The 26,543-nt window shown below is 68.5% G+C and carries 21 protein-coding genes; 5 read left to right on the forward strand and 16 right to left on the reverse strand.

The window, feature by feature from the left end; genetic code table 11:
• Positions 1-8 precede the first annotated feature (8 nt).
• The 8 genes from ACTG4X_RS33380 to ACTG4X_RS33415 all read right to left on the reverse strand — a co-directional run bounded on the left by ACTG4X_RS33380 (position 9) and on the right by ACTG4X_RS33415 (position 15,328).
• Positions 9-7,514: an amino acid adenylation domain-containing protein gene (locus tag ACTG4X_RS33380; RefSeq protein ID WP_440532946.1), complete on the reverse strand. Its 7,506-nt coding sequence runs from the start codon at positions 7,512-7,514 to the stop codon at positions 9-11.
• Between the two features lie 293 nt (positions 7,515-7,807).
• Entirely contained in the window at positions 7,808-8,809 is a 1,002-nt protein-coding gene (locus ACTG4X_RS33385; RefSeq protein ID WP_440532947.1) for a TRAP transporter substrate-binding protein, read from the reverse strand.
• Between the two features lie 4 nt (positions 8,810-8,813).
• Positions 8,814-10,544 (reverse strand): acetyl/propionyl/methylcrotonyl-CoA carboxylase subunit alpha, encoded by a 1,731-nt coding sequence (locus tag ACTG4X_RS33390; RefSeq protein ID WP_440532948.1) that lies wholly within the window; start codon positions 10,542-10,544, stop codon positions 8,814-8,816.
• Between the two features lie 10 nt (positions 10,545-10,554).
• On the reverse strand, positions 10,555-12,153 hold the full coding sequence (locus tag ACTG4X_RS33395; protein WP_440534450.1) for a 5-oxoprolinase/urea amidolyase family protein: 1,599 nt from the start codon (positions 12,151-12,153) through the stop codon (positions 10,555-10,557).
• 2 nt (positions 12,154-12,155) lie between these two features.
• On the reverse strand, positions 12,156-12,923 hold the full coding sequence (locus ACTG4X_RS33400) for a LamB/YcsF family protein (RefSeq protein WP_440532949.1): 768 nt from the start codon (positions 12,921-12,923) through the stop codon (positions 12,156-12,158).
• A gap of 17 nt (positions 12,924-12,940) precedes the next feature.
• Positions 12,941-13,618 (reverse strand): pyroglutamyl-peptidase I, encoded by a 678-nt coding sequence (gene pcp / locus ACTG4X_RS33405; protein WP_440532950.1) that lies wholly within the window; start codon positions 13,616-13,618, stop codon positions 12,941-12,943.
• Positions 13,619-13,628: 10 nt separating this feature from the next.
• Positions 13,629-14,585, reverse strand: a complete 957-nt coding sequence (locus ACTG4X_RS33410) for a DUF979 domain-containing protein (RefSeq protein WP_093055462.1) — start codon at positions 14,583-14,585, stop codon at positions 13,629-13,631.
• Positions 14,586-14,587: 2 nt separating this feature from the next.
• Entirely contained in the window at positions 14,588-15,328 is a 741-nt protein-coding gene (locus tag ACTG4X_RS33415) for a DUF969 domain-containing protein (protein ID WP_093055460.1), read from the reverse strand.
• Positions 15,329-15,620: 292 nt separating this feature from the next.
• On the opposite strand from ACTG4X_RS33415, the gene ACTG4X_RS33420 reads away from it, so the two are divergent.
• On the forward strand, positions 15,621-16,325 hold the full coding sequence (locus tag ACTG4X_RS33420; RefSeq protein WP_093055458.1) for a GntR family transcriptional regulator: 705 nt from the start codon (positions 15,621-15,623) through the stop codon (positions 16,323-16,325).
• Here ACTG4X_RS33420 and ACTG4X_RS33425 read toward each other — a convergent pair.
• Positions 16,322-16,480 carry a hypothetical protein gene (locus ACTG4X_RS33425; protein WP_218132226.1) on the reverse strand — a complete coding sequence of 53 codons (159 nt, stop codon included), beginning with the start codon at positions 16,478-16,480 and terminating at the stop codon, positions 16,322-16,324. The two genes, ACTG4X_RS33420 and ACTG4X_RS33425, sit on opposite strands and share 4 nt — an antisense overlap.
• Before the next feature lie 74 nt (positions 16,481-16,554).
• On the opposite strand from ACTG4X_RS33425, the gene ACTG4X_RS33430 reads away from it, so the two are divergent.
• On the forward strand, positions 16,555-17,187 hold the full coding sequence (locus ACTG4X_RS33430) for a LysE family translocator (protein WP_093076167.1): 633 nt from the start codon (positions 16,555-16,557) through the stop codon (positions 17,185-17,187).
• Between the two features lie 6 nt (positions 17,188-17,193).
• Here the strand turns inward: ACTG4X_RS33430 and recG are convergent, their stop codons facing one another.
• Positions 17,194-19,320: an ATP-dependent DNA helicase RecG gene (gene recG, locus ACTG4X_RS33435; protein ID WP_354336698.1), complete on the reverse strand. Its 2,127-nt coding sequence runs from the start codon at positions 19,318-19,320 to the stop codon at positions 17,194-17,196.
• Positions 19,321-19,402: 82 nt separating this feature from the next.
• Between recG and queA the strand changes: the two genes are divergently transcribed.
• Positions 19,403-20,446 carry a tRNA preQ1(34) S-adenosylmethionine ribosyltransferase-isomerase QueA gene (queA, locus tag ACTG4X_RS33440; protein WP_440532951.1) on the forward strand — a complete coding sequence of 348 codons (1,044 nt, stop codon included), beginning with the start codon at positions 19,403-19,405 and terminating at the stop codon, positions 20,444-20,446.
• A gap of 5 nt (positions 20,447-20,451) precedes the next feature.
• Positions 20,452-21,624 carry a tRNA guanosine(34) transglycosylase Tgt gene (gene tgt / locus ACTG4X_RS33445; RefSeq protein ID WP_440532952.1) on the forward strand — a complete coding sequence of 391 codons (1,173 nt, stop codon included), beginning with the start codon at positions 20,452-20,454 and terminating at the stop codon, positions 21,622-21,624.
• Positions 21,625-21,643: 19 nt separating this feature from the next.
• Here the strand turns inward: tgt and ACTG4X_RS33450 are convergent, their stop codons facing one another.
• Positions 21,644-22,012, reverse strand: coding sequence for a hypothetical protein (locus tag ACTG4X_RS33450; protein ID WP_256329066.1), 369 nt, complete (start codon positions 22,010-22,012; stop codon positions 21,644-21,646).
• 136 nt (positions 22,013-22,148) lie between these two features.
• On the opposite strand from ACTG4X_RS33450, the gene ACTG4X_RS33455 reads away from it, so the two are divergent.
• Positions 22,149-22,931, forward strand: a complete 783-nt coding sequence (locus ACTG4X_RS33455; RefSeq protein WP_093174264.1) for an SDR family NAD(P)-dependent oxidoreductase — start codon at positions 22,149-22,151, stop codon at positions 22,929-22,931.
• 73 nt (positions 22,932-23,004) lie between these two features.
• Here the strand turns inward: ACTG4X_RS33455 and ACTG4X_RS33460 are convergent, their stop codons facing one another.
• The 5 genes from ACTG4X_RS33460 to ACTG4X_RS33480 all read right to left on the reverse strand — a co-directional run bounded on the left by ACTG4X_RS33460 (position 23,005) and on the right by ACTG4X_RS33480 (position 26,426).
• On the reverse strand, positions 23,005-23,385 hold the full coding sequence (locus tag ACTG4X_RS33460) for a DUF3597 domain-containing protein (protein ID WP_093055446.1): 381 nt from the start codon (positions 23,383-23,385) through the stop codon (positions 23,005-23,007).
• A 137-nt stretch (positions 23,386-23,522) separates the two neighbouring features.
• Positions 23,523-24,593: a serine endopeptidase gene (locus ACTG4X_RS33465; protein WP_440532953.1), complete on the reverse strand. Its 1,071-nt coding sequence runs from the start codon at positions 24,591-24,593 to the stop codon at positions 23,523-23,525.
• 25 nt (positions 24,594-24,618) lie between these two features.
• Positions 24,619-25,437: a DUF2145 domain-containing protein gene (locus ACTG4X_RS33470; RefSeq protein WP_440532954.1), complete on the reverse strand. Its 819-nt coding sequence runs from the start codon at positions 25,435-25,437 to the stop codon at positions 24,619-24,621.
• Positions 25,434-25,892, reverse strand: a complete 459-nt coding sequence (locus ACTG4X_RS33475) for a hypothetical protein (RefSeq protein WP_440532955.1) — start codon at positions 25,890-25,892, stop codon at positions 25,434-25,436. Before ACTG4X_RS33475 ends, ACTG4X_RS33470 begins: the two co-directional genes overlap by 4 nt.
• Before the next feature lie 27 nt (positions 25,893-25,919).
• The gene (locus ACTG4X_RS33480) at positions 25,920-26,426 is read right to left on the reverse strand and encodes a YiaA/YiaB family inner membrane protein (protein ID WP_093055440.1); all 507 of its coding nucleotides are present in this window, start codon (positions 26,424-26,426) and stop codon (positions 25,920-25,922) included.
• Between the last annotated feature and the right edge of the window lie 117 nt (positions 26,427-26,543).

A 26,543-nucleotide genomic window follows, 5' to 3' on the forward strand; every position in this document is an offset into this window, starting at 1 on the left:
CGGATCTCCTATGAAGCGCTGGTTTCCAGGGCACGGCGTGCCTTGGTGTCGATGCCGAGGTCGACGAAGTAGCGCTGCAGCAGCTCGCGGTCCACCGGGCGGATCGCCGCGCCGATGGCTTCGAGCTGTGCATGCGTGGCCGCGCCGCTGACCTGCGGCGGCGTGGCCGAGGTGTCGTAGCGGTCGAGAATCGCCAGCACCGCGGCAAGGTCGCGGTCCTGCCCCACGGCGAGCCGTGCATGCGCCCGCTCCAGCCAGGGCTCGAGCCCCACCGGTTCGAGCCGCATGCCAAGCCGCTCGAACACCGGCGGAATGTCGCGCACCCGCAGCGCCTCCTGGCTCATCAGGTGGAACACCTGGCCCCACGACGCCTGCTGGCCCGCAAGGCCGAGGATGGCGCGCGCCACGTCGTCCACCGGCGTCAGGTTGAGCGGCAAGTCCATGTCGGGAATCGCTTCCAGGTCGGCATAGAGATGCGCCACGCGCCAGATCAGGTCGTCGGCGTTGCAGATCGCGTGGGTGTGGTCGCCGGTGACCGCCCCCAGCCGGTAGATCGCGACCGGCATGCCACGCGCCTGCGCCACGCGGGCCAGCGCATCGCCGACCCATTTGCTCTGGCTGTAGCCGTCGACCAGCCCACTCCAGGAAGCAAGAGCCGACTGCTCGGTGACCGTGCTGTCCTTGTTGTTCTGGTCGATCACCGCCAGCGTCGAGACGTAATGCATGCTCTTGGGCCGGCCCTGCGACGTCCACTCGAGCAGCGTGACCACGCTGTCGACGTTGGCGGGCTTCAGGCTGGCATAGGGATGCAGGAAGTCGACCTGCGCGGCGCAGTGGTAGATGGCGTCGCAGCCGTCGCGCACCAGTTGCACGGCGCTGTCGTCGAGGCCGAGCAGCGGCTTGCCGAGGTCGCCTGTGACGACCTTGATGCGCGTGTCGTCCCAGATCGCGCCGAGCTGGCGCTGGGCCAGCGTGAGCTTCAGGCGGCGCTTGCCCGCCTCTTCGTCGGCGGCGCGCACGTGGCAGACCACGCAGGCCGATGTGTCGCGCAGCAGCGCAGCCAGCAGGTGGCTGCCGACGAAGCCGCTGGCGCCGGTCAGGAACACGCGCTTTGCAGCCAGCGGCGGCGAAGCATCCTGGCTGCGGATATGCGCGGGCAGATCCAGTTCGCGCGACAGGTCCAGCGCCTCGGCCGTGCCGGCAGAGTCGTCGAGCCACGCGGCGAGTTCGGCGACGGTCGGTCGGTTGTAGACCTCGGCGTGCGGGAAGTCCGCACGCACCTGCTGGCGGATGCGCATGCCGAGCTGGATGGCCATCAGCGAATGCCCGCCGAGCTCGAAGAAGTTGTCGTGGATGCCGACGCGTTCCAGGTGCAGCGTCTCGGCCCAGAGCGCGGCCAGCTGCCTTTCTGTGGGCGTGCGGGCTTCGGCATACGGTGCGGCGGCCTGCTGCTCGGGCGCCGGCAATGTCTTGCGGTCGAGCTTGCCGCTCTGGGTCAGCGGCAGGAACGGCAGGTGGACGAAGGCCGAAGGCACCATGTAGTCGGGCAGCGCCTTCGCCATGTGGGCGCGCAACTCGATCGGCTGCGGATCGGCCGCAGCGACCACGTAGGCCACGAGGCGCTTCTCGCCCGGCACGTCCTCGCGGACGATCACTGCCGCCTGCGTCACCAGCGGGTGCTGCAGCAGCACCGATTCGATTTCGCCCAGCTCGATGCGGAAGCCGCGGATCTTCACCTGCTGGTCGGCGCGGCCCAGGAAGTCGAGGCTGCCGTCGCTGCGCCAGCGCACCAGGTCGCCGCTGCGGTACATGCGGCTGCCGGGTTCGCCGAAGGGGTTGGCGATGAAGCGTTCGGCGCTGAGCAGCGGGCGGTTCAGGTAGCCGCGCGCCACCCCGCTGCCGGCGATGTAGAGCTCGCCCGCGACACCGGGCGGCACCGGCTGCAGGCTGTCGTCGAGCACGTACACCCGCGTGTTCCAGACCGGCTGGCCGATGGAGGGCTGCTCTTCGGCATTCATCGGCGCGCTCGTGCTCGCGCAGATGGTGATCTCCGTCGGGCCGTACGCATTGATCATGCGGCGGCCTTGCGACCAGCGCGCGGCCAGCGCGGCGGGGCAGGCATCGCCGCCCACCACCAGCGTCTGCAGATGCGGGAATTCGCCGTGCGGCAGGGTTGCCAGCGCGGCCGGCGGAATCAGCGCATGGCTCACGGCCTGGCGCTCGAGCAGCTCGGCCAGTTCCGTGCCCAGCAGTTGCTGCGGCGACGGCACCACCAGCGCGGCGCCGGCGTGAAAGGCCATCAGCAGGTCCATCACCGAAGCGTCGAAGCCGCTGGAAGAGAACTGCAGCACGCGCGAGTCGTGGCCGATGGCAAAGCGCTGCGCCATCGATGCGCCAAGGCTGCTCAGGCCGGCATGCGGCACCACCACGCCCTTGGGCAGGCCGGTGGAGCCGGAGGTGTAGATGACGTAGGCGGCATCGCGCGCATCGACCGCTCGCGACTGCGACACGGGGTCGTCAGACTGGATCGCCAGTGCGGCGACCGTTTCGTCGCTGTCGAGCGCCAGGCAATGCGAAATGCCGGCCAGTTCCGGCAGCAGCGATGCATGGGTCAACACGCCCGCGGGCGCCGCCTCGCCGAACACGAAGGCGCTGCGCCCGGCCATGTGGTTCGGGTCGATGGGCAGGTAGGCCGCGCCTGCTTTCACGATGGCAAGGTGCGCCACGACGAGATCGAGCGAACGCGGCAACACCGTCGCAACGATGGCGCCGGCGCCGATGCCCCGGCCCCGCAGCAGGTGCGCGAGCCGGTTGGCCCGCACGTCGAGCGCGGCGTAGCTGACGGTCGCGCCGTCGAGCACCACCGCCGGTGCATGCGGGCGCGCGGCGGCGTGCGACTCCACCATGGCGGCCAGCGAGAGCGGCGCGATGTCGAGCGCGCTGCCGCTCCAGTCGGCAAGCAGGCGTTGGTCTTCCTCTTCGCTCAGGATGTCCAGGCTGCCCAGCGCGGCGTCGGGCGCGTCGCAGGCCTGCTCCAGCAGGCGCACCAGTCGCGCCGCGATGGCTTCGACGGTGCTGCGGTCGAACAGGTCGGTGCTGTACTGGATGCCGCCGGCAATGCCGCCCGGCAGACCATCGGCGCCGCGCAGTTCGTCGAGGATGAAGGACAGGTCGAACTTGGCGGTGTCCACGGCCACCGGCTGCGGCGTGATCGACAGGCCGGGCAGGCTGAACGACAGCCGGTTGCCGCCCTGCTGGAATCCCAGCATGACCTGGAACAGCGGCAGGTTGGCGCCCGAGCGCTGCGGCCGCAGCAGTTCCACGATCCGGTCGTACGGGAACTCCTGGTTCGCGTACGCGGCAAGGTTGGTGGCCCGCACCCGCGCGACGAGGTCGCGCAGTCCCGGCTGCCCCGAGGTGTCGGTGCGCAGCACCAGCGGGTTGACGAAGCAGCCGATCAGGTCGTCCAGCGCGTGATCGCTGCGGCCGGCAACCGGCGTGCCGATGACGATGTCGTCTCCCGCGCCCAGCCGGTTCAGCAAGCCTGCGAGCGCGGCCTGCAGCACCATGAAGACGCTGGCCTGGCCGTCGCGCGCCAGCTGCAACATGCGCTCGTGAACGTGCGCCGGTATCTGCACCGGCACCACGTCGCCGTGGTAGCTGGGAACGGCCGGGTGCGGACGGTCGACCGGCAGGCTCAGCCGCTCCGGCAGGTCGCGCAGGGTCTCGCGCCAGAACTCGCGCTGGCGACCGGCCATGCTCTCGGCGTCGTCTTCGCTGCCGAGCAGTTCCTGCTGCCACAGCGCGTAGTCGGCATATTGCAGCGGCAGCGGCGACCAGCCGGGCGCCTTGCCTTCGCTGCGTGCGGCGTAGCCGATGCTCAGGTCACGCGCCAGCGGCAGCAGCGAGGCGCCATCGCCGACGATGTGGTGCGTCAGCAGCAGCAGCACGTGCTCGTCGGCGGCCAGCCTGAACAGATGGGGGCGCAAGGGGGCCGTGTTGCCGAGGTCGAAACCGAGGCGTGCCGCGGCGTGCAACTGGGCAGCGATCTCGTCTTCGCTGCTGTCGGCTTCGATCAGCAGCGCGCGCGCTTGTGCGCCATCGAGGATCTGCTGGTACGGCAGCCCGTCTTCGTTCGGGTAGATGGTGCGCAGGCTTTCGTGGCGCTGCACCAGGTCGTCCAGCGCGGCCTGCAGCGCATCGCGGTCGAGCACGCCCGAAAGGCGCAGGGCCAGCGGCATGTTGTAGGCCGGGTTCGAGTTCTCGAGCTGGTTCATCAGCCACAGGCGGCGCTGCGCGAACGACAGCGGAATGCGCGCCGGGCGCGGCATCGGCGTGAGGCTGGGCCGCGCCTGCGAGGCCTGGTCGAGCAGCTCCGCGAGGCCGGCGATGGTGGAGACCTGGAACAGCGTGTCCAGCGGCAGGTCGATCATGAACTGCTGCCGGATCATCGAGATCAGCTGCACGATCATCAGCGAGTGCCCGCCGAGCTCGAAGAAGTTGTCGTTGATGCCGACGCGCGGCAGGTGCAGCGTCTCGGCCCAGAGCCCCGCGAGGATGCGTTCGGTGGGCGTGCGAGGCGCGGCATAAGGCGTGGCCGCCTGCAGTTCGGGCGGCGGCAGCGCCTTGCGGTCGAGCTTGCCGCTCGGGCCCAGCGGCAAGGCCGGCATGCCGACGAAGGCCGAGGGCACCATGTACTCGGGCAGCGTTTGCGCGAGGTGGGTGCGCAGTTCAGCCGCCTGCGGGTCGGCCGCATCGGCCGCCACGACGTAGGCCACAAGGCGCTTCTCGCCCGGCACGTCTTCACGCGCGATCACCGCGGCCTGCGCGACTTGCGGATGCTGCAGCAGCGCCGATTCGATCTCGCCGGGCTCGATGCGCAGGCCGCGGATCTTCACCTGCTGGTCGGCACGGCCGAGAAAGTCCAGGCTGCCGTCGGCGCGCCAACGCGCGAGGTCGCCGGTGCGGTACATGCGGCTGCCGGGTTCGCCGTACGGGTTGGCAATGAAGCGCTCGGCGCTCAGCAGCGGGCGGTTCAGATAGCCGCGCGCCAGGCCGATGCCCGCGATGTACAGCTCGCCGGTCGTGCCGGGCGGCACCGGCTGCAGGCCGCTGTCGAGCACGTGCATCTGCGTGTTCCAGATCGGGCGGCCGATCGGAACGGTAGGAGCGGTAGGCACGCTCTTCGACGACGGCTCGTCTTCGGGCGCGCGCGGGCACTCCCACGAAGTGACGTCGACAGCGGCCTCGGTCGGCCCGTAGAGGTTGTGCAACTCGCACGGCAGGATCTGCTGGAACTGCGATTGCAGCGCGGGCGACAAGGCCTCGCCGCTGCAGATCACGCGCCGCAGCGAGGTGCAATTGGCGGCCATGGGTTCGAGCAGGAAAACCTCCAGCATCGACGGCACGAAGTGGATCGTGGTGATGCCTTCGTCCGCGATCAGCCCCGCGAGGTACGCCGCGTCCTTGTGGCCGCCCGGCTTTGCCAGCACCAGCGTGGCGCCGTCGATCAGCGGCCAGAAGAATTCCCAGACCGACACGTCGAAGCTCGACGGCGTCTTCTGCAGCACGCGGTCATTGGCCTGCAGGCCGTAGCGGTCCTGCATCCAGCGCAGGCGGTTGACGATGGCGCGGTGCGACACGACCGCGCCCTTCGGCTTCCCGGTCGAGCCCGAGGTGTAGATCACGTAGGCCGGGTGCGAGGGATCGATCGCGACGGCGGGATCGGTTTCGGCGCAATTCGTCAGATCCGCAAACGTTTGCGCTACATCGAGCAGAAGTTTCGGGGCGTCTGCCGGCAGCGACTCCGCGAGCGCTGCGGTGGTGACCAGGCACACCGGCTGCGCGTCGCCGAGCATGAAGGCGATGCGGTCCTGCGGAAAGTCCGGGTCGACGGGCAGGTAGGCGGCGCCGGTCTTCAGCGTGGCAAGCAAGGCCACCATCAGGTCCAGCGAACGCGGAATGGCCAGTGCCACGGTGCGCTCCGGGCCCGCGCCGCGTGCGCATAGCAGGTGCGCGAGGCGGTTGGCGCGCCGGTTGAGCTCGTCGTTGCGCATGTCCTCGCCGGCGAAGCGCAATGCGATGCCCTGCGGGTTGGCCGCAAGCTGTGCCTCGATCAACGCGGTGAGATGGGTGTCGGGCACCGCATGAGCCGTGTCGTTCCACGTCACCAGCAGTTGCTCGCGCTCGCTGGCTTGCAGCAGGTCGATGTGGCCGATGGCCTGGTCGGGCTGGCGGATCACTGCCGTCATGAAGGCAAGCAGCCGGCGCTGGTGATCGGCCAGCTCCTGCGCGGTGTAGACCGCCGGATTGGCGTCGAAGTCGATCTGCAGGTCCTGCCCGTTGCCGCGCTCGTACAGGAAGATGCCCAAGTCCTCGGCCGTGCCGTTGGACAGGTTGCGCGGCTTGGCGGCATGCCCGGCAAAGCGGAAGTCGTAGTCGAAGGGCTCGACGTTGACCACGGTGGTGAACAGCTGCCGGTTGTTGACCAGCATGTTCAGGTCGCTGCGCAGGTGCTCGTATCGGTACGACTGGTGCCGCAATATCTGCCGCATCTGCCGGCCCACTTCGTTGATGAGCTCAAGCACCGGCAGGTCCGGGCGCATCGCGAGCCGCAGCGGCAGTGCGTTCGCCACCATCGCGGGCACGCGCCGCATGCGATCGTTGTGGCGCGCCGTGACGGGAATGCCGATCACCATGTCCTCGATGCCGGTGGCGCGGTACAGGTAGGCCGCGGTGGTGGCAATCAGGATCTGCGGCAGCGTGGTGCCCAGCTGCTGCGCGATGTCCGCCAGGGCCCGCACGCTGGCGGCCGGCAGGTGCGCCGTCTGGCGCAGCAGCCCGCCGACGTTGACCGAGCGGTGCGAAGCAAGGCTCAGCGGATCGGGCGCGTCGCCGAAGCGCTCCGTCCAGTACTGGCGGTCGCGCGGGAAGCGGCCGGACTCGCGGTAGGCCTTCTCTTCCTCGGCCAGTTGCGAGATGGGCGCGATGCGCGAAGCCTCGGGCACCTCGGTGCCGTTGATGCGGGCGGTGTAGACATCGGCGAAGCGGCGCGCAACCAGGCCGCCGCCGAAACCGTCGAGCACGATGTGATGGCTGCGGTGGTACCAGATGTGGCGCTCGGGCGCGATGCGGATCAGCGCGGACATCCAGAGCTGGTCCCGCGCCAAGTCATCCTTGCGGCTGAAGTCGGCGTGCATCCACGACTGCGCGGCGGCGGCCGGATCCTCTGCGCCGCTGAAATCCAGGTAAGGCATTTCGCGCATGAAAGCGGGCGCGACAATCTGGCGCGGCCCCTGCGGGGTGTCGGCAAAGCTCAGGCGCGTGGCCTCGGCTTCTTCGGTCACCTGCCGCATGGCGGCCATGAAGACGGCGGGATCGATCCAGCCGTCGATTTCTATGGCTTCGGCGAGATTGAAGTTGGTGTCGGGCGAGGCGAATTTCGCGCCGAGCCACATCGCCATCTGACCCGAGGTAAGGGCAGATGCGGCGCCCTGGGGATCGACCGTGCTCATGAACTTCTCCACGTCTTGAATTGAATCGGCAGCGATCGAATCCCTCAGGAAACAATCGCAAACTCCGAATCAATGTACAAGCTGTTTCAACAATTTCAGAGACAGCTTTCCGGGTGAAAACATTTCACGTGGAGCTTTGAGCGCGAAAGATTTCATCGCAAAGCGATCACCCAATTCGCGGTTTCCGGAATTGGGAATCTTTAGTCGTATTGCGAAAAAAAACCGCTACAAAAGCATGTTGCGGTGCAGCAACTTCTTCAGCGGCGAGTAGGGTCTTCCCTCTGTTCGCCGCCTCACTGCTTGTCGAAATACGGAATGAAAACGCCGTTGGCGGCCACGCCCACCTGCTTGACCCAGTCCAGCGAGAAGTGCTCGCCAAGGCGCTGCAGGTCACGGCCGAACAGGAAGGACACCTGCTCGATCTTCATGCCGTTGCGCCGCAATTCGTCCATGGAGCGTGCCGCTGCGGCAGCGCTGTTCGCCCAGCCGCGCAGTTCGGCGGCTGCAGCGGCGGCCTTCAGCGCATCGCGCGAAGGCGCCTCGAGGGCGCTCCAGGCCTTGTCGTTGACGAACACGAGGTTCTTGGGAAACCAGGCATTGATCTCGTAGAAGAAGCGCATGGATTGCCACACCCGGCTCTCCACGCCCGTGACGGCGGAGGTCATCATGCAGTCGATACGGCCATCCGCCAGCGCCTTGTCGAGTTCGGTGGCCGGCACGTCGACGGGCACCGCCCCCATCAGCGTCGCGATGCGCGCGGTGGTGGCGTTGTAGGCACGCATCCGCATGCCGCGCAGGTCGCTCATCGCGCCGAGCGGCTTGGTCGAATACAGGCCCTGCGGCGGCCACGCCACGGCGTAGAGCACGCGCAGCCCGCGCTCGGCGAAGGCCTGTTCGATGAGGGGACGCTGGATACGCCAGAGCCGTTGCGCGTCGGCATAGCTGCTGGTGATGAACGGGACGGAATCGGCGCCGGCCAGCGGCACGTCGGCAGCAAGGCTGCTCATGATGGCTTCGCCGGCCTCGATCTTGCCGTCCTGCACCGCCGCACGGATCGCGTTCAGCGCGAACAGCGAATTGCCGGCGTGGATCTCGATGCGCAGTTGCCCTGCGGTCGCGAGCACGACCTCCTTCGCCATGGCCAGCAGGTTGGCCGTGTGGAAGTTTTCCGCCGGATAACCGGTGGCCAGCCGCCACACCGTCGCCCCGGGAGCGGCAGATGCGGCGGAAGACAAGGCGCCCGCACCGCCCACCAGCAGTGCGAAGGTCCGGCGGGTGATGAGGGGCTGGCTCATGGCCTCAGCCGATGGTCGCGATGGCGGCGCCGGCCGCCACGTAGCCGCCCGCAGCGACCGAGAACGCGATGCGTCCGGCGCGATGCGCGAGCACCTGCATTTCCATCTTCATCGCCTCCATCACGGCAATGACACTACCCGCTGCGACCTCGTCGCCGTCCGCGACCTTCCAGCCCTGCACCGTGCCGGAGACCGGCGCGGCCACGGCTGCGGCGTCCACCACTGCTGCCGCTTCAACCGGTGCAGCGCCCGCGCCGCCAGCGGCCGCCGACAGCCCGCTCAGCAGCACGGCAGGCAGGCCCAGTGACATCCGCCGCCCGTTCACCTCGATCGACGTGCGCAGCAGGGCCGCATCGGGCAACGGGTCCGGCCGCATAGCCGCGGCCTCGCCGTTCGCAAAGTCGGTCTCGATCCAGCGCGTGTGCACCTTGAATGCATCGCCGGACACGAAGTCCGGGTGCGCCATCACGGCACGATGAAACGGCAGCACCGTGGGCAGGCCCTCGATGCGGAACTCCTTCAGCGCACGACGCGCCCGCGCAATGGCCTGCTCGCGCGTGGCGCCGGTGACGATGAGCTTGGCCATCAGCGAATCGAAGGTGCCCGGCACCTGCGAGCCGGCATCCACACCGGCATCGACACGCACGCCGGGGCCCGAAGGCGCATCGAACACCTTGACCGGCCCGGGCGAAGGCATGAAGCCGCGCCCCACGTCCTCGGCGTTGATGCGGAACTCGAAGGCATGGCCGCGCGGCACCGGCGTCTGCCTGATCGACAGCGGCAGGCCTTCGGCAATGCGCAGCTGCTCGATCACGAGGTCGATGCCCGTGGTTTCCTCGGTCACCGGATGCTCCACTTGCAGCCGCGTGTTCACTTCGAGAAAAGAGATCGCACCGCTCGCGCTCAGCATGAACTCGACCGTGCCGGCGCCCGTGTAGCCGGCTTCCGCGCAGATGTCGCGTGCCGACTGGTGAATGCGTTCGCGCTGCTCGTCACTCAGGAAGGGCGCGGGCGCCTCTTCGACCAGCTTCTGGTTGCGCCGCTGCAGCGAGCAGTCGCGCGTGCCGAGCACCACCACGTTGCCGTGCGTGTCGGCCAGCACCTGCGCCTCGACGTGGCGCGGGCGGTCGAGGAACTGCTCGACATAGCACTCGCCGCGACCGAAGGCCGTTACCGCTTCGCGCACCGCCGATTCGTAGAGGCCTTCAACCTCGTCGAGTCGCCACGCCACCTTGATGCCGCGGCCACCGCCGCCGAACGCGGCCTTGATCGCGACCGGCAATCCGTGCTTCTCGGCGAAGGCAAGCACCTCGCCAGCGTTCTTCACCGGATCGGCCGTGCCCGCGACCAGCGGCGCGCCGACCTTCATCGCGAGCTTGCGGGCCTGCACCTTGTCGCCCAGCATCGCGATCGCGGCCGGCGACGGGCCGACCCAGGTGAGGCCGGCGTCGATGACGGCCTGCGCGAACGCCGCACTCTCCGAGAGAAAGCCGTAGCCCGGGTGCACCGCGTCGGCGCCGCTGCGCGCGGCCACCGCCAGCAGCTTGCCGATGTTCAGGTAGGTGTCGGCGGGCTTGTTGCCATCGAGCCCATAGGCCTCGTCGGCCATGCGAACGTGCAGCGCATTCAGGTCGGCGTCGGCATACACCGCGACCGATTGCACGCCGTGGTCGGCACAGGCGCGTGCGATACGCACGGCAATTTCGCCGCGGTTGGCGATCAGGAGTTTTTTCATCTGGAGGCTCTCACGGTGCAAAGGTTTCGACGAAGCCGGCGTCGGCCATCGGCTTGAAGCGGACGCGCGCATTCACGGGAATCTGCCCCGCGCGGTCGAGGTGGTGGGTGGCGACGGAGGCGATCACGGGATAGCCGCCGGTCAGCGGATGGTCGGCCAGGAACAGCACGGGCTGGCCGCTGGGCGGCACCTGGATCGAGCCGCGCGCCGTGCCCTCACTGGGCAGCTCTGCGTGATTGGCGCGTGCCAGCGGCACCTCGCCCGCGAGCCGGATGCCGACGCGGTTCGATTGCGGCGTGACCACCCACGGCTGGCTGCACAGAAGCTCGACCGCATCGGGCGTGAACCAGTCGGTGCGCGGGCCGAACACGATGTCGAGCACGACTTCTTCCTGCACGGTGGGCAGGTCCGCCGGCGGCGTTTCGGGCGCACCGACCACGGCGCCGGTGGCGACCGCGCGCACGGGCAGCACGTCGCCCGTGGCAATGGCTGGCGGGCCGACGCGGGCCAGCGTGTCGGTCGAGAGACTGCCCAGCACGGGCGCGATGTCGAAGCCGCCGCGCACGGCGATGTAGCTGCGGATGCCGGCCTGCGGCTCGCCGAGCGCAAGCACGTCGCCGTCGGCCAGCGCGATGGGCTGGTAGCGCGGCAGCGTCCACGTCGCGCCATCGGCACGGGTCAGCATGACGGGGCCGTCAGCGCCGGTGATGGCGACCACCGCGTCGCCACGGCACACCAGCTGGAAGCCGCCATAGGCAATCTCCACGCAGGCCGTGTCCGATGCGTTGCCGACCAGCCGGTTGGCCGCCTGCAGCGAACGCTGGTCCATCGCGCCGGAGGCCGACACGCCCTGCCCGGCCTGGCCATGCCGGCCGCCGTCCTGCAGCAGTGCCTGCAGGCCCGCAGCGCGAATCTCGAAGGCGCAGCCGCCTTCCACGGCAGCGGGTTGCGAAGGCACAGGCGCAGGCGCCACGGTCACAGGCACAGCCTGCGGCAATCCGGTGACATCCACGAAGCGCACCGCGTCGCCCGGCTGCAGCAGCGCCGGCGTCTCGCGCGCCAGGTCCCACATCGGCGCATCGGTGATGCCGATGATCTGCCAGCCGCCAGGGCTGGCCTGCGGATAGACGCCGCTGAAGCTGCCCGCAAGGCCGACCGCGCCCGCCGGAATGCGCGTGCGCGGCACCGTGCGGCGCGGCACGTTCAGGCTCGGGTGCCCGCCCGAGAGATAAGCAAAGCCCGGCGCGAAGCCGGTGAAGGCGACGGTGTAGTCGCTGCCGGTGTGGCGGCGAACCACCTCCTCGGGCGCGATGCCCAGCAGACCGGCCACCTCGGCCAGGTCTTCGCCGTCGTAGCGCACGGGAATCTCGATGCGCTTGTCGATGCGCGTCTCGCGCGCGTCGAGGCTGCGCCGGCCTACCTGCCGCACTAGTTCATCGGCCGCAATCGCGGCAGGGCGGAAAGTGATGAGCAGCGTGCGCGCCGCAGGCACCAGTTCTTCGATGCCCGCGACGGGTTCGGCGCGCAGCGAGGCCAGCAGCGCGAGGGTTTGCGACAGGTCGTCGAGCTCGACCAGCACCGCATTCAGGTTGACCGGCAGGAAGCGCATCGTCATGCGGCTGAATCCACGAAGGAGCGGATCGTCACGCCTGCCTGTTCGAGCCGCGCGCGCACCTGCCGCGCCATCTCGACCGCGCCCGGGCTGTCTCCATGCACGCAGACCGATTCGGCTTCGATGCGCACCGTGCTGCCGTCGATGGCCGTGACCACGCCGTCGGTGGCCAGCCGCAGCATGCGCGCGGCCACCTCGTCGGCGTCGTGCAGCACGGCGCCGGGTTCGCGGCGCGACACCAGCGTGCCCTGCGGCGTGTAGGCGCGGTCAGCAAAGGCTTCGGCCACGGCGCGCAGGCCTTCGCCGCGCGCCCAGCCCAGCAGCGGCGAGCCCGCCAGCGCCACCAGGCACAGGCCGGGGTCGATCTCGCGGATGGCGGCGATCACGTCGCGCGCCTGGCGCTCGTCGTGGGCGATGGTGTTGTAGAGCGCGCCATGCGGCTTCACGTAGCGCACGGTGGTGCCGGCGGCGGCGGCAAGGCCTTTGAGTGCGCCGATCTGGTAGATGACGTCGGCGCGCAGGTCGGCGCTGTCGACGTCCATGTTGCGGCGCCCGAAGCCCACCAGGTCGCGGTAGGCCACGTGAGCGCCGACGGCAACGCCCCGCTCCTTCGCCTGGCGCAGCGTGCGCAGAATGCCGGCCGGGTCGCCCGCATGGAAGCCGCAGGCCACGTTGGCGCTGCTCACGAGGGAAAGCATGGCGGCGTCGTCGCCCATGCGCCAAACGCCAAGGCTCTCGCCGAGGTCGCTGTTCAAGTCGATGTTCATCGTTGGTCCCAGGGTCATCAATGCAGGCGGCCGGCGGTCTCGCGCACATCGTCGCGCACGGTGAGCGCGGTGCGTATCGCCACGCGGAAGGCTTCGACCTGCGTGGCCAGCGCCATGCTGGCAACGCCCGGCTTGGAGGCCGCCTGCTCGGGCAGGTAGGGCACGTGGATGAATCCGCCGCGCGTGTGCGCGAGCGCCGGGCTCGTCGCGATGCGGTGCATCAGTGCATAGAAGATGTGGTTGCACACGAAGGTGCCGGCAGTGTTGGAAACCGCCGATGGAAGCCCTGCCGCGCGCATGTCGCGCACCATGGCCTTGATCGGCAGCGTCGAAAAATAGGCCGCCGGGCCGCCGGCGACCACTTCGGTGTCGATGGGCCGGTAACCGGCGTTGTCGGGAATGCGCGCGTCGTCGACGTTTAGCGCGGCGCGCTCCAGCGAGATCTCGGTGCGCCCGCCTGCCGCGCCGATGCACAGCACCAGCCGTGGCGCCGGCCCCACCAGCGCCTCGTCGAGCGTGTCGATGGCGCGGCCGAACACGCAGGGCAGCTGCACCGCCTGCACCACGGTGCCTTCGCAGGCCCAGCCGTCGAGCGAGCGCGCGATTTCCCACGCGGGGTTGACGGGATCGTTCTCGAAAGGCTCGAAGCCCGCGAGCAGCACGCGGGGCGCCGCGCCATCGGTGGTCTTCGTCATGCTCGGCGCCTCAGCGGAACATCAGGAAGTACATCAGGAAGATGTTGACCACCAGCAGCGCGGCCGCGGTCGGTATCTGCACCTTGATCACCGCGTTCTTGTCGGGCAGCTCCAGCAGCGCCGCCGGCACGATGTTGAAGTTGGCCGCCATCGGCGTCATCAGCGTCCCGCAGTAGCCCGAGAACATGCCGATGGCCGCCATCACCGCCGGGTCGCCGTGGTACACGCCCACCAGCACCGGCACGCCGACGCCGCCCGTCATCACCGGGAAGGCCGCGAAGCCATTGCCCATGATGATGGTGAACAGCGCCATGCCCAGCACATACACCGCAACGGCGACGAAGCGGATGTCCATGTTGATGTAGCTCGTGGTGATGTACGCCACGGCCTTGCCCACGCCCGCGTCGGAGAACACCAGGCCCAGCATGCCCAGCATCTGCGGCAGCACCACGGCCCAGCCCAGCGCGTCGGTCAGGCGGCGCGACTCGCGCATGCCCTGCACCGGCGTCTCGCGCGTCAGCCAGCAGGCCAGCGCCAGCGCCACCACGCAGCCCACGCCCAGGCTCACCAGCGTGGTGTTCTTGGGGTCGAGCAGGAAGGCGTCGCCGATCTTCACCTTGCTCATCAGCACGGTGCCGATGACGGTGACCAGCGGAATCGCCAGCGCCGGCATGAAGAGCTTGTTGCCCAGGCGCCTGGCGCTGGTTTCGTACTCGGCCGGCGTGGGCTCCTTGTGCTTGCCCGCGCCGACGCCGCGCAGGCCGGCAATGACGGCCATGCCGATGGCGCCCACGCCGACCCATGCGGGCGGCAGCTTGTCGCCGACCAGGAAGACCAGCGAATAGAGCCCCCAGAACAGCGCGCTGGTGTAGCGCTTGGGGTGCTGGCGGTCGGCCAGCGTCATGACTGCCGTGATCGCGAGGATCAGGCCGACCAGGATGTAGAGGTGCTGGATCGAGAGAATCATGATCAGCGGCCTTCCTGCGTGGCCGGAACGGCGGGCGCATCGGACGCCGGTGCGCCGCCCAGTTCACGCGCCAGCGACTGGTCGAGCCGGCGCAGGCGCCAGGCGTGGATGATGAAGGCGGCAATCGCGGTCGGGATGCCCCACAGCGCGATGTGCAGCGGCTCGACGTCGATGCCGGCCTCGTGCAGGAAGGTGCTCATCAGCACGATGGCGCCGAAGGCCACGAAGATGTCTTCGCCGAAGAACAGGCCCACGTTGTCGGTGGCCGCTGCATAGGCGCGCAGCTTGTGGCGGATGCGGTCGGGCAGCTTGCCGTAGCGGGTTTCGGTGGCGCCTTCGGCCATGGGAGCGAGCAGCGGGCGAACCATCTGCGGGTGGCCGCCCAGGCTGGTGAGGCCAACTGCCGCCGTGAGTTCGCGCGCCGCGAGGTAGACGATCAGCAGGCGCCCGGCGGTGGCCGACTTGATGCGACTGATCCAGTTCTGCGCGTGCTGGCGCAGGCCGTGGCGCTCGAGCAGCCCGATCACCGCCAGCGGCAGAAGAATGATCAGCGGCAGGTTGCGGGTCTTGATGAACCCGGTGCCGATGGCCGTGAGAATCGCCATCGGGCCGAAGCCCGCGGCGATCGCCGTGGCGATGGCGGTGACGATCACCACCAGCATCGGATTGAAGCGCAGGATGAAGCCCGCAATGATCACGGCGACGCCGATCAGCGGCCACAGATGAGGGATGTCAGGAGTCATGTTGGTCTTTCGGTTCTGGATTCGGAGACACCTTGCGCGGGGGCGCCGGCAAGCCGCTTCTTGCAAACTGCGTGCCAATGAATGAGCAATTCAAATCATCTGAATCACTCATTTCTCATAAATTGTTGAACAATTTGTGCGAGTGTGCCCAACAACAGTGCTTGATTGACCCCATGAAAACCCTGAGCGTGTCAACACTTGGTGCATCGGGCGGCGGCCGCGCGGGTGCCGTCCGGCGGGGAAAACCTGCTACAAACGCCCGGACTCCCCGCTCCTTCCACCCCCTCCCGGCATGACTCCACTGGCCTCCCCGACTTCACCCGCCTCGCCAGCCGCCGGCGCGCAGACGCTCAACGACAGGGTGGCGGAGCTCATCCGCCAGAAGATCGTGAAGGGCGAGTTCTCGCCGGGGCAGCGGCTGTCGGAGGCCGCGCTGGCCGACAGCTTCGAGATTTCGCGCAACACCCTGCGCGAGGTGTTCCGCACGCTGACCAAGGAAGGGCTGCTCAAGCACGCGCCGAACCGCGGCGTGTTCGTGGCGGTGCCGAGCATCGCGTCGATCATCGACATCTACCGGGTGCGCCGCCTCATCGAATGCCAGGCGCTGGCGCAGGCCTACCCGCGGCATCCGGCCAAGAAGCACATGCGCGAGGCGGTGGAAATGGCCCTGAAATGCCGCGACGCAGGCGACTGGCTGGGCGTGGGCACGGCCAACATGGAGTTCCACAAGGGCATCGTGGAGCTGGCCGACAGCGAGCGGCTGAACGTGCTGTTCGCGCACATCCTGGTCGAGCTGCGGCTGGCCTTCGGCCTGCTCAAGGACCCGGAGTTCCTGCACGCGCCCTACGTGGACATGAACACGAAGCTGCTCGAACTCATCGAGGCCGGCAAGTTCGCCGAGGGCTCGGCGTCCCTCAACGACTACCTCATTCACTCCGAGCGCATCGTGCTCGCGGTCTACGCGCGGCAGATGCCGGAAAGCGGCATCGACAACTAGGCAGCCGCCAGTTCGAGCTTCATGCCCTCGTGCGTGGCCTCGAACCCCAGGCGCTCGCGCGCTGCGCCGAGCACGTCGTCGGCCAGCATGGCGGTGATGGCGGGGAGATCGGCCTGTACGGCCTTGCGTATCTTCAGAGGGGAATTCGTTGTCATGGCGCTCGCCGCGGCTTTCTCGGGATGAGCTGAAATAATGGCAGCCCCTGCAACGCCCCGCCGACGGACCCGCCATGACCCTGTCTGCCTACCTGCTCTTCCTGCCGGCCTGCTTCGCCATCAACATGGCCTTCGGCCCCAACAACCTGCTGTCCGTGACCAACGGCGCAAAGCACGGCGTGTCGCCGGCGGTGATCGCGGCCAGCGGCCGGCTCGTGGCCTTCGCGATCATGATCGCCATCGCGGGGCTGGGCATGGGCGCAGTGCTGGTGGCGTCGGAGCTGGCCTTCGATGTCATCAAGTACATCGGTGCGGCGTATCTCGTGTGGATCGGCATCCGCCTGCTGCGCGCCCCGGCGCCGACGGCCGAGGTGCAGGCGCGCGACGCATCCGCGCCGCCCTCCATGCGCGCGCTGGCGCGGCAGGAGTTCACCGTGGCGGCGGGCAACCCGAAGGCCATCCTGGTGTTCACCGCTTTCTTTCCGCAGTTCGTGGTGCCCGGTGCCTACGCCTCCAGCTATGTGCTGCTGGGCGTGACCTTCCTGGTGTTCGAGCTGGTCGCGATCGCGCTCTACGCGATGCTCGGTGCGCGCATGCGCCGGCTGGCCGATGGCAGCCGCGCGATGCGCTGGTTCAACCGGGTGAGCGGCAGCATGATGGTCGGCTTCGGCCTCATCCTGGCCTTCACGCGCCGTCCTGCAGCCTGATCTTCCTCAGGCCTTCAGGTACTCGGCCTTGGTGCCGAGCCAGCGGTCGATGTGGCGCTGGGCCAGGTCGGGATGCTTGCGGAGCATGACCGGCGCAAGTTCACGGGCCCAGTCGAGCAGCAGCGTGTCGGTCGTGAGGTCGGCAAAACGCAGCAGCGGTGCGCCCGACTGCCGCGCGCCAAGGAACTCGCCGGGCCCTCGAATCTCCAGGTCGCGCCGGGCGATCTCGAAGCCGTCGCTGGTCTCGGCCATCGCCTTGAGCCGCGCACGCGCCGCCTCGCCGACGCGGCCGCTGTCGCCCGGCGCATAGAGCAGCACGCAGGCCGAGGCCGCCGCGCCGCGCCCCACGCGGCCGCGCAGCTGGTGCAGCTGCGAGAGGCCGAAGCGCTCGGCGTGTTCGATCACCATCAGCGAGGCATTAGGCACGTCGACGCCCACTTCGATCACGGTCGTGCTCACCAGCACCTGGATTTCATTGGCGGTGAATGCGGCCATCACCGCCTGCTTCTCGGCCGTGGGCATGCGCGAATGCAGCAGGCCGACCTGGATGGGCTCGCCCAGCGTCTCGGCCAGTTCGTCGCGCGTCTCGGTCGCGTTGCGCAGGTCAACCGCTTCGCTCTCCTCGATCAGCGGACATACCCAGTACACCTGCCGGCCCTGCGCGATCTGCGCGTGGATGCGGTCGATGACTTCATCGCGCCGGTGGTCGGCCACCAGCTTGGTGACGATGGGCGTGCGGCCCGGCGGAAGCTCGTCCAGCGTCGATACGTCGAGGTCGGCGTAGTAGCTCATCGCGAGCGTGCGGGGGATGGGCGTGGCGCTCATCATCAACAGATGCGGCTCCAGGTGCCCGCCGGCCTTGCCGCGCAAGGCCAGGCGCTGCGCCACGCCGAAGCGATGCTGCTCGTCGATGATGGCCAGCGCGAGATTCTTGAAACGCACCTTCTCCGAGATGACCGCGTGGGTGCCGATGACCAGCGCCGCCTCGCCGCTTTCGACGGCGGCGGACATCCCATCGCGCTCCTTCTTCTTCTGGCTGCCCGTGAGCCACGCCACGCGCAGGCCACGCTCGGCCAGCAACGGATCGAGCCAGCCGACCAGCTTGCCGAAATGCTGCGCCGCGAGGATTTCGGTGGGGGCCATCAGCGCACACTGAAAACCCGCGTCGATGCAGCGCGCCGCCGCGAGCGCCGCCACCACGGTCTTGCCCGAGCCCACGTCGCCCTGCAGCAGGCGGTGCATCGGGATCTCGCGCCCCAGGTCGCGCGTGATCTCTTCGCCCACGCGCTGCTGCGCGCCGGTAAGGCCGAAGGGCAGCACCGCGAGCAGCTGCGCGTGCAGCGAGGTAGCGACCGGCTCGGCAGGCGCGGGCAGCACCGGCGCACGCTGCGCCGCGCGCTCCAGCCGGGCCTGCAATTGCGACAGCTGCTGCGCGAGCAGTTCTTCGGCCTTGATGCGCTGCCAGGCCGGATGGCTGTGGTCTTCGAGCGTGGCCATCGCCACGTCGGGCGTCGGGTAGTGCAGGAAGCTCAGCGAGGCGCGCAGGTCCCACGCACCGCGCAGGCCGATCTGCACGGGAATCGTCTCGTCGAGCACCGCGCGGGCAAGGCCCGAACGCACCTCGCGCCGCAGCACCGGCTGCGCGAGCCCGGCCACGGTCGAATACACCGGCGTGAGCGCATTCGGCAGCGCGGTGCCGGCCGCCTTCACGGTCGGATGCATCATCTGCCGCCCCACGAAACCGCCACGCATCTCGCCCCGCACGCGCACCCGCGCGCCGATCGCCAGCTGCTTCTGCTGCGAGGGATAGAAGTTGAAGAAGCGCAGCTGGCAGGTGTCGCTGCCGTCGTCGATGGTCGCCAGCAACTGGCGGCGCGGGCGGTACACCACCTCGCATTCAGTGACGACGCCTTCGATCTGCGCCATGTCGCCGTCACGCGTGTCGGCGAGCCGCACGATGCGCGTCTCGTCCTCGTAGCGCATCGGCAGGTAGAGCGCAAAGTCGATGTCGCGCACGAGGCCGAGCTTGCGCAGCGCGCGCTGCACGAGGCTCAGGCCCGAACCTGGTGCCGCCGGTGCCGCAGGCGCGGCTGCGGTCTTTTCGGGCGGTTCGGGCTTGGACGCGGCGGGCATGGGACAATTCTGCCCGGCTCCCGCCCTGTTTTTTCTTTTCCCCATGCCTCCTTGGCACGGGCCCGTCCGGCCCTCAAGCACCATGCGCGCCTTCACGCTCTCCGATTTCGATTTCGCATTGCCACCCGATCTGGTGGCGCAACACCCGGCCACCGAACGCACATCCTCCCGTCTGCTCGACGGCACAGGGCCCGCGCCGGTCGACCGCATCTTCAAGCACCTGCCTTCGCTGCTGCGCGCGGGCGACCTGCTGGTCTTCAACGACACGCGCGTGGTCAAGGCGCGCCTGTTCGGCGAGAAGCCGACCGGCGGCAAGCTCGAACTGCTGGTCGAGCGCGTGCTACAGGGCCACGAGGTGGTCGCGCACATGAAGGTCAGCAAGAAGCCGACCGTGGGCACCACGCTGCAGATGGTCGGCGGCTTTCGCGCGACGCTGCTCGGCCGCTGGCCCGATGAGCAGGGTGCGCTGTTCCGCTTCGGCTTCGAGAGCGACGCGGGCGAAGACCCGTACGCACTGATGGCCCGCTGCGGCCACGTGCCGCTGCCGCCCTATATCACGCATACAGATTCGGCTGACGACGAAAGCCGCTACCAGACCGTGTTCGCGCGCGTGCCCGGCGCGGTGGCGGCACCCACGGCCGCGCTGCATTTCGACGAAGGCCTGCTGGCCGAGCTCGAAGCGCGCGGCGTGCAGCGCGCCAACGTCACGCTGCACGTGGGCGCCGGCACCTTCCAGCCGGTGAAGACCGAGAACATCGCCGAACACACGATGCACGCCGAGCGCTACGAGGTGCCCGAGGCCACGCAGCGCGCCATTGCCGAGTGCAAGGCGCGGGGCGGTCGCATCGTCGCGGTCGGCACGACCACCGTGCGCACGCTCGAGTCGTGGGCCAAGAGCGGCGAGGCCACGGGCGACACACGCATCTTCATCACGCCGGGCTTCGCCTTCGAGCACGTCGACCTGCTGGTGACGAACTTCCATTTGCCCAAGAGCACGCTGATGATGCTGGTCTCGGCCTTCGCGGGCTACGAGCGCGTGATGGCGCTTTATGCCCACGCCATCGCCCATCAATACCGCTTCTTCAGCTACGGCGACGCCATGCTGCTCGCACGGACCAAGGACTGAATGACATGCTGAACTTCGAACTCCTCAAGACCGACCCCGACAGTCACGCGCGCCGCGCCACGCTCACGCTCAACCACGGCAAGGTGCAGACGCCGATCTTCATGCCCGTGGGCACGTATGGCACCGTCAAGGGCGTGATGCCGCGCAGCCTGGAAGAGATGGGCGCGCAGATCATCCTGGGCAACACCTTCCACCTGTGGATGCGCCCCGGCCTCGACGTGATGGCGAGCTTCGGCGGGCTGCACCAGTTCGAGAAGTGGGACAAGCCCATCCTCACCGACTCGGGCGGCTTCCAGGTGTGGTCGCTGGGCGCAATGCGCAAGATCAGCGAAGAGGGCGTGAAGTTCGCGTCGCCCGTCAATGGCGACAAGCTGTTCCTCACGCCCGAGGTCTCGATGCAGATCCAGACCATCCTCAACAGCGACATCGTGATGCAGTTCGACGAGTGCACGCCCTACGACACCAAGGGCCACATCACGACCGAGGCCGAGGCGCGCATCTCGATGGAGCTGAGCCTGCGCTGGGCCAGGCGCTGCCAGGGCGAGTTCGCGCGGCTCGAGAACCCGAACGCGCTGTTCGGCATCGTGCAGGGCGGCATGTTCGAGAACCTGCGCGAAGAGTCGCTGGCAGCGCTGGTCGACATGGACTTTCCTGGCTATGCCATCGGCGGCGTGAGCGTGGGCGAGCCCAAGGAAGAGATGCTGCACATCATGGGCCACACGCCGCACCGGCTGCCCGCGAACAAGCCGCGCTACCTGATGGGCGTGGGCACGCCCGAAGACCTGGTGCAGGGCGTGGCCGACGGCGTCGACATGTTCGACTGCGTGATGCCCACGCGCAATGCGCGCAACGGCACGCTCTTCACCCGCTTCGGCGACCTGAAGATGCGCAACGCGCGCCACAAGAGCGACCCGCAGCCAATCGACCCGAGCTGCACCTGCCACGCCTGCGCGGGCACCTCGGGCGTGAGCTGGAACGACGGCGGGCGCGAGGGCTTCAGCCGCGCCTACCTGCATCACCTGGACCGCTGCGGCGAGATGCTGGGGCCGATGCTCACGACCATCCACAACCTGCACTACTACCTGAACCTGATGAGCGAGATCCGCGAGGCGCTGGACGCGGGCACGTTCACGGAATTTCGCGCGCGCTTCAAGTCGGAGCGCGCAAGAGGCGTCTGACGCCCGGGGCCGCCGGCCGCTACTTCAAGGGCTGGATCGGCAGCGGCGTCGCATAGGGCTCGATGCGCAGCAGCTCGTTCTTGAAGACGACGATCTGCTTGAGCGGCGCCTGCACCAGCGCACCACTCGCGTCCTTGTGCGAGGCGTACTGCCAGAGCGTGAGCTGACCCTTCGCCGCGAGCTGCGCGGCCAGCCGCTCCACGGCGGGGTTGGAACCCGCGCCGAGTTGCGCCGCATCGACGCCCACGACGACCTCGTCACGCGGTGACACCACCTTGAAGAGCTGCACGGGCGCTGCCGGCGCCTGGGCGCGAACTGAGCGCACCGCCAGGGCGGCAGGGAGAAGCGAGAGCGCAAGGAGGGCGCGGCGGGGAAAGGTCTTCGTCATGCGGGCAAGCGTAGTCACACAGGCCCGCGCTGCCCATTCGCCGTAAGCCATACGCCGGCCGGCGGCCCCGCGCCCGGCAGGGGCACATGCATCCGGTACGCTTGCCGCCTCTCCTCACTGCTGTTGCTGCATTCACATGACCAACGCATCACAACTTTCGCCCTACACCGCCCGCTATCCCTCGCTGGCCGGGCGCACCGTGTTCATCTCCGGCGGCGCCAGCGGCATCGGCGAATCGCTGGTGCGGGCCTTTCACGCGCAGGGCGCGAAGGTCGGTTTCTGCGACCTCGATGCGGCTGCCGGCAACGCGCTCGCGGCCCAGCTGCAAGGCGAGCACCCGGCGCTGTTCGTACCGTGCGACGTGACCGATACAGTCGCGCTCGCCGCCGCCATCGACGCAGTGCGCCAGCGCTTCGGCCCGATCGCCGTGCTGCTGAACAACGCGGCCAACGACCGCCGCCACGAGATGGCCGACGTGACCAGCGAAGACTTCGACCGCCTCGTGGCCGTCAACTTCAAGCACCAGTTCTTCGCGGCGCAGGCTGTGGCCGACGACATGCGCGCGCTGGGCGGCGGCTCGATCGTCAACTTCGGCTCCATCAGCTGGATGATCAAGGGCAAGGGCTACCCGGTGTACCAGGCCTGCAAGGCGGCGGCGCGCGGCCTCACGCGCTCGCTGGCGCGCGACCTGGGCAAGCAGAGCATTCGCGTGAATTCGATCGTGCCGGGCTGGGTGATGACCGAGCGGCAGATCAAGCTGTGGGTCAAGCCCGAATCGGGCGCGGAGATCGATGCGGCGCAATGCCTGCCGGGCCGCGTGATGGCTGAGGACATTGCGGCGATGGCGCTGTTCCTGGCGGCGGACGATTCGCGCATGTGCACAGCGCAGGACTATGTGGTCGATGCAGGCTGGACCTGAAGCCTTTCTTCGCCTTCTCCCCCAAGCAAAAAGCCCGGCATGCCGGGCTTTTTTGATGTGCGTTGCGAGCAGGTCAGTCGCGCAGTTCTGCGGGCACCTTGCCGCCGTTCGCGGCCAGCTTGGTCATCACCTGGCGATGCAGCCAGATGTTCATCTTGGCGCTGTCGCTGGTGTCCGAGCCGTAGCTCAGTTCGGCGGCCAGTTGCTTGCGTGCGTCGAGGCTGCTGTCCAGGCCCAGGAGCTTCATCAGGTCGACGATGGAGGTGCGCCAGTTCAGGCTGCTCGCGCCGGGCATGCCGTCGAGCAGGGCCTCGACGTCCACCACGGTGATGGCGGGCGGCGGCGCCGCTGCGGCGGGGGCGCCTGCGGGTGCGTCGGGGGCCGGCGCAGCAGGTGCGGGCGCGGCGTTTGCGGACGGGAAAATCTTGGAAAGGATGCTGCCGAAAATGCTCATGCTGGTGCTCCGTCGAAGGGGTTGGCTGGAAGTCTGCGGCAACGTTTGTGTCGCAGTCGGCGGTTGTAGCACGGCCGTGCGGCATACCAGCTACACGGTGTGTCGATCGGGCCGCCTCCTGTGACCGAATTCGCAGACTACGCGGCAGGTGACGCAATGGGCGGCAGAACGCGCGGCGCGGCCGAAGTGCCGCAGGCATGGCAGAACTTCGAGAACGCGCTCTTGCGCGTCTCGCAATTGCCGCAGTGGTCGAACAGGCCGATGCCGCAGTGCGGGCAGAAGTCGATCTCGTTGTTCTTCAGGTCCACCGGCCGCTCGCAGCCGGGGCACACGCTCTTGCCCAGGCGCGCAAGTGCGGTGTCGTAGCTGAGCTCTTCGCGCCGCACCTGGTCGGGCTGCTGCTCGGCCAGCTTCTGCCGCGCCAGGTAGCGGTTGAGCGCGACGATGGCATAGCGCCCCACCAGCACCGTGAGCAAGATGCCCACCACGTAGCGCACATAGCCGCCATAGCTCGGCAGGTAGGGCACCAGTTCGACGAAGAAGGCGAACAGCGCGAAGAAGATGAAGCCCCACACGAACGGCCAGTAGGTGCTCTTGCGCTTCTTCACGAACAGCCAGCCGGCCACCAGCAGCAACGGCAGCGTGAGCGCCAGCCGGTAGGCGAACACGCGCAGCTCGATGCGGCGGTATTCGGCGTCGAGCTTGATCTGCGCGTCGCGCTCCAGGTCGGAAAGCGCCGTGCGGGCGCGCTGCTCGGCCTGGCGCGCATCGAGCGTGATCTGCTGCTGCGCGTTGACCTTGCGCTGCAGCTCGTCTTCCTTCTGCTTGAAGGCGTCGAGCGTCTTGGTGCGCGCGATGAGCTCGGTGTCCTGGTCGGGCTGCGCGGTGGCGCGACGCGTGGCGATCCAGTTGCCGAAGGTTTCGCGTGCATTGGCGCTGGCCTGCTGCGCGGCGTTGAGTTGCAGGCGGATCTGGTCGAGGTCGCGCGCGGCCTGCAGCTCCGCGGCTTCCGAGGCCTTGATGGTGGCGCGCAGCGGCTCGGCCCTGGGCTTGTCGATGAAGTCGTCGAGCTGGCGCACACGCTCTACTTGCGGCAGGTCGCTCACGACGGTGCTGCCGAGCCCGATGAGGAAGCTCGCGAACACCAGCGCCACCAGCCAGAGGCCGCGGCGGAACCATTTTTCGGAAAGGCGCAGGGATTTGCTCATGTTGTTTTCTCCTTCTTGTCTTTCTTCATTGAAGCCTGAGTGTCACCGGCGCCGCACCCAGCCCCGCACGCGGCAGCCACGCGAACACCGAATCGACCGTCACCGTCTCGATGCGGTCCGAGAACCGCTTGTCGTTCGGATGATCGTCGAAGGCCACGTTGGCCGAGCCTACGCGCCCGCCCAGCCGGGTGAGCGGCCCGAGCTTCAGCGTGGTCGGCTCGTAGCCCTTGAACTGCATCCAGGCCTGCGCCTGCGCTCGGTTGCCGATGGTGGCGGGCTCCATGGCGGCGGCCAGCGTCTCCACTGCCCACTGGTTCGACTGCTGGTACTTCTGGCCCCAGACGTAGCTCACGATGCTGTAGGGCGCGGTGTGCAGCCGCACGATGCGCGCGGGCGATTCGTTCAGCGCGGCCAGCAGATGCGTCTGCACGTCGGGCGTTGGCACGACCCAGGCCGCCTCGTAGCGCCACGGGTCGTCGAGGAAGAACTCGCCCAGCCCCTGGCGGTAGACGGCGGCCACTGCGGTGCCGCACTGGTTGAGCTTGTGCACCACGCGCCACGGGCCGGCATCGGTCTTGTAGGCGAAGCCCAGGTGCGAATAGCGCAGGCCGTACTTGCTCAGGTCCTGCCCGGCACGCGCGAGGATCACGACGCGCGCGCCGCTGGCGTCGAGCGCCTGCGAGGTGCGCTCGGCCATCTGCATGCCCTTGACGATCACGTCGGGCGTCGGCTTGACCTGCTCGCACGAGCGGCCGGCCTGCGCCTGCATCGGCAGCAAGGCCATCGCGGCGAAGACGACGATGGTGGCGAGCCCGCAGAACACGGGCAGCGCGCCGCGCTTCATGACAGCCTCTCGTTGTAGAGCAGCGCGCGGCCGATGGCGTTGGGCACGAAGGCCAGCACCTCGCCGGCGGCCGACAGCACGACGCCCGTGCCGATCACGCTGACGACGACGCTGGTGCCCACCGCATTCGACAGGCCGTTGGCCGCGCGCCCTGCCACCTTGATGCTGGCACGCGCGCCGTCCGAGGCGCGTTCGAGTACATACACCGTGCCGCCGGCCGAGGCTTCGACCGCGACCACGGTGAGCGTAGAGCCGGCAACCGACAGCGCGGCAGGCAGCGCAACCGCCGTGGTGGCAGAAGCTCCAACGGCCGAGGCGGTAACCACCACCGATGCCACAGGCATCAAAGAGAGAGCAACCGAGGCTTCGCTCTGCGCCTGGGCAAGCAGGGGAACCGTGACGCCGGCGAAGGCGGTGCAGGCAGCGACGAGGGCAGCGGCAATCGACTTTTTCATGATGGGCTTTCGTTGATCGGACACGGGTTATTCGGCAGAGGAAGCAGCGGCTTCGGCGCGGGCCTGGCGACGGCCCTGCATGCGGGCTTCGGCCATGTCGGCCTCATGGCGGTCGCGCAGCGTCTTGGCCAGCGTGAAGGCCGAGCTGATGAGGAACAGCCAGCTCACGCCCAGGAAGGCCTTGTAGGCCTCGTTGATCTCCATGCGCACGAGGCCCCAGCCGGTCAGGCCCATCGCGGTGAAGAAGCTGCCCCAGACGACCAGCTTCCACATCGGCACGTCACGGCCCGCATCGGCGCCGCGCTCGGCGGCCTGCTGGCTGTCGCGGACGAACTTGGCCAGCATGAAGGCGGTGCTCAGGCAGAACACGTAGCCCATCACCATGAACGCCCGGTCCAGCGCCTCCCCTGGCAGCCAGCTCAGGCCGGTGGCGCACAGGAAGACGGCGATCGCGAACGAAGCCCAGGCCTGGAACTGCCAGGCCCGCGTGTCGCGCTGGATGAAAACGGTCGAGGTGGATGAGAGGGGTTGCATGTGTGCCTCGCGGCGTAGTGAAGGTGAGCGAATGATGGTTCGCCCCCGCACCGCGAGGCTTGAATGCTTGCACCAGTGGCGGCTTTCAGCGCCACCGGTATCTGCAGCCGATACTTT

This window comes from Variovorax sp. YR566 (assembly GCF_051992195.1).
Classification (GTDB): Bacteria; Pseudomonadota; Gammaproteobacteria; order Burkholderiales; family Burkholderiaceae_C; genus Variovorax.

Bases quoted from the DNA above. Each gene is read 5' to 3' on its own strand.
- recG (WP_354336698.1), bottom strand. From the start codon at position 19,320: ATGCCCGCCGCGTCCAAGCCCGAACCGCCCGAAAAGACCGCAGCCGCG.
- tgt (WP_440532952.1), top strand. From the start codon at position 20,452: ATGCTGAACTTCGAACTCCTCAAGACCGACCCCGACAGTCACGCGCGC.
- ACTG4X_RS33455 (WP_093174264.1), top strand. From the start codon at position 22,149: ATGACCAACGCATCACAACTTTCGCCCTACACCGCCCGCTATCCCTCG.
- ACTG4X_RS33390 (WP_440532948.1), bottom strand. From the start codon at position 10,544: ATGAAAAAACTCCTGATCGCCAACCGCGGCGAAATTGCCGTGCGTATC.
- ACTG4X_RS33420 (WP_093055458.1), top strand. From the start codon at position 15,621: ATGACTCCACTGGCCTCCCCGACTTCACCCGCCTCGCCAGCCGCCGGC.
- pcp (WP_440532950.1), bottom strand. From the start codon at position 13,618: ATGACGAAGACCACCGATGGCGCGGCGCCCCGCGTGCTGCTCGCGGGC.
- ACTG4X_RS33430 (WP_093076167.1), top strand. From the start codon at position 16,555: ATGACCCTGTCTGCCTACCTGCTCTTCCTGCCGGCCTGCTTCGCCATC.
- ACTG4X_RS33385 (WP_440532947.1), bottom strand. From the start codon at position 8,809: ATGAGCCAGCCCCTCATCACCCGCCGGACCTTCGCACTGCTGGTGGGC.
- ACTG4X_RS33415 (WP_093055460.1), bottom strand. From the start codon at position 15,328: ATGACTCCTGACATCCCTCATCTGTGGCCGCTGATCGGCGTCGCCGTG.
- ACTG4X_RS33450 (WP_256329066.1), bottom strand. From the start codon at position 22,012: ATGACGAAGACCTTTCCCCGCCGCGCCCTCCTTGCGCTCTCGCTTCTC.
- ACTG4X_RS33380 (WP_440532946.1), bottom strand. From the start codon at position 7,514: ATGAGCACGGTCGATCCCCAGGGCGCCGCATCTGCCCTTACCTCGGGT.
- ACTG4X_RS33410 (WP_093055462.1), bottom strand. From the start codon at position 14,585: ATGATTCTCTCGATCCAGCACCTCTACATCCTGGTCGGCCTGATCCTC.
- ACTG4X_RS33465 (WP_440532953.1), bottom strand. From the start codon at position 24,593: ATGAGCAAATCCCTGCGCCTTTCCGAAAAATGGTTCCGCCGCGGCCTC.
- ACTG4X_RS33460 (WP_093055446.1), bottom strand. From the start codon at position 23,385: ATGAGCATTTTCGGCAGCATCCTTTCCAAGATTTTCCCGTCCGCAAAC.
- ACTG4X_RS33475 (WP_440532955.1), bottom strand. From the start codon at position 25,892: ATGAAAAAGTCGATTGCCGCTGCCCTCGTCGCTGCCTGCACCGCCTTC.
- queA (WP_440532951.1), top strand. From the start codon at position 19,403: ATGCGCGCCTTCACGCTCTCCGATTTCGATTTCGCATTGCCACCCGAT.
- ACTG4X_RS33395 (WP_440534450.1), bottom strand. From the start codon at position 12,153: ATGCGCTTCCTGCCGGTCAACCTGAATGCGGTGCTGGTCGAGCTCGAC.
- ACTG4X_RS33425 (WP_218132226.1), bottom strand. From the start codon at position 16,480: ATGACAACGAATTCCCCTCTGAAGATACGCAAGGCCGTACAGGCCGAT.
- ACTG4X_RS33470 (WP_440532954.1), bottom strand. From the start codon at position 25,437: ATGAAGCGCGGCGCGCTGCCCGTGTTCTGCGGGCTCGCCACCATCGTC.
- ACTG4X_RS33400 (WP_440532949.1), bottom strand. From the start codon at position 12,923: ATGAACATCGACTTGAACAGCGACCTCGGCGAGAGCCTTGGCGTTTGG.
- ACTG4X_RS33480 (WP_093055440.1), bottom strand. From the start codon at position 26,426: ATGCAACCCCTCTCATCCACCTCGACCGTTTTCATCCAGCGCGACACG.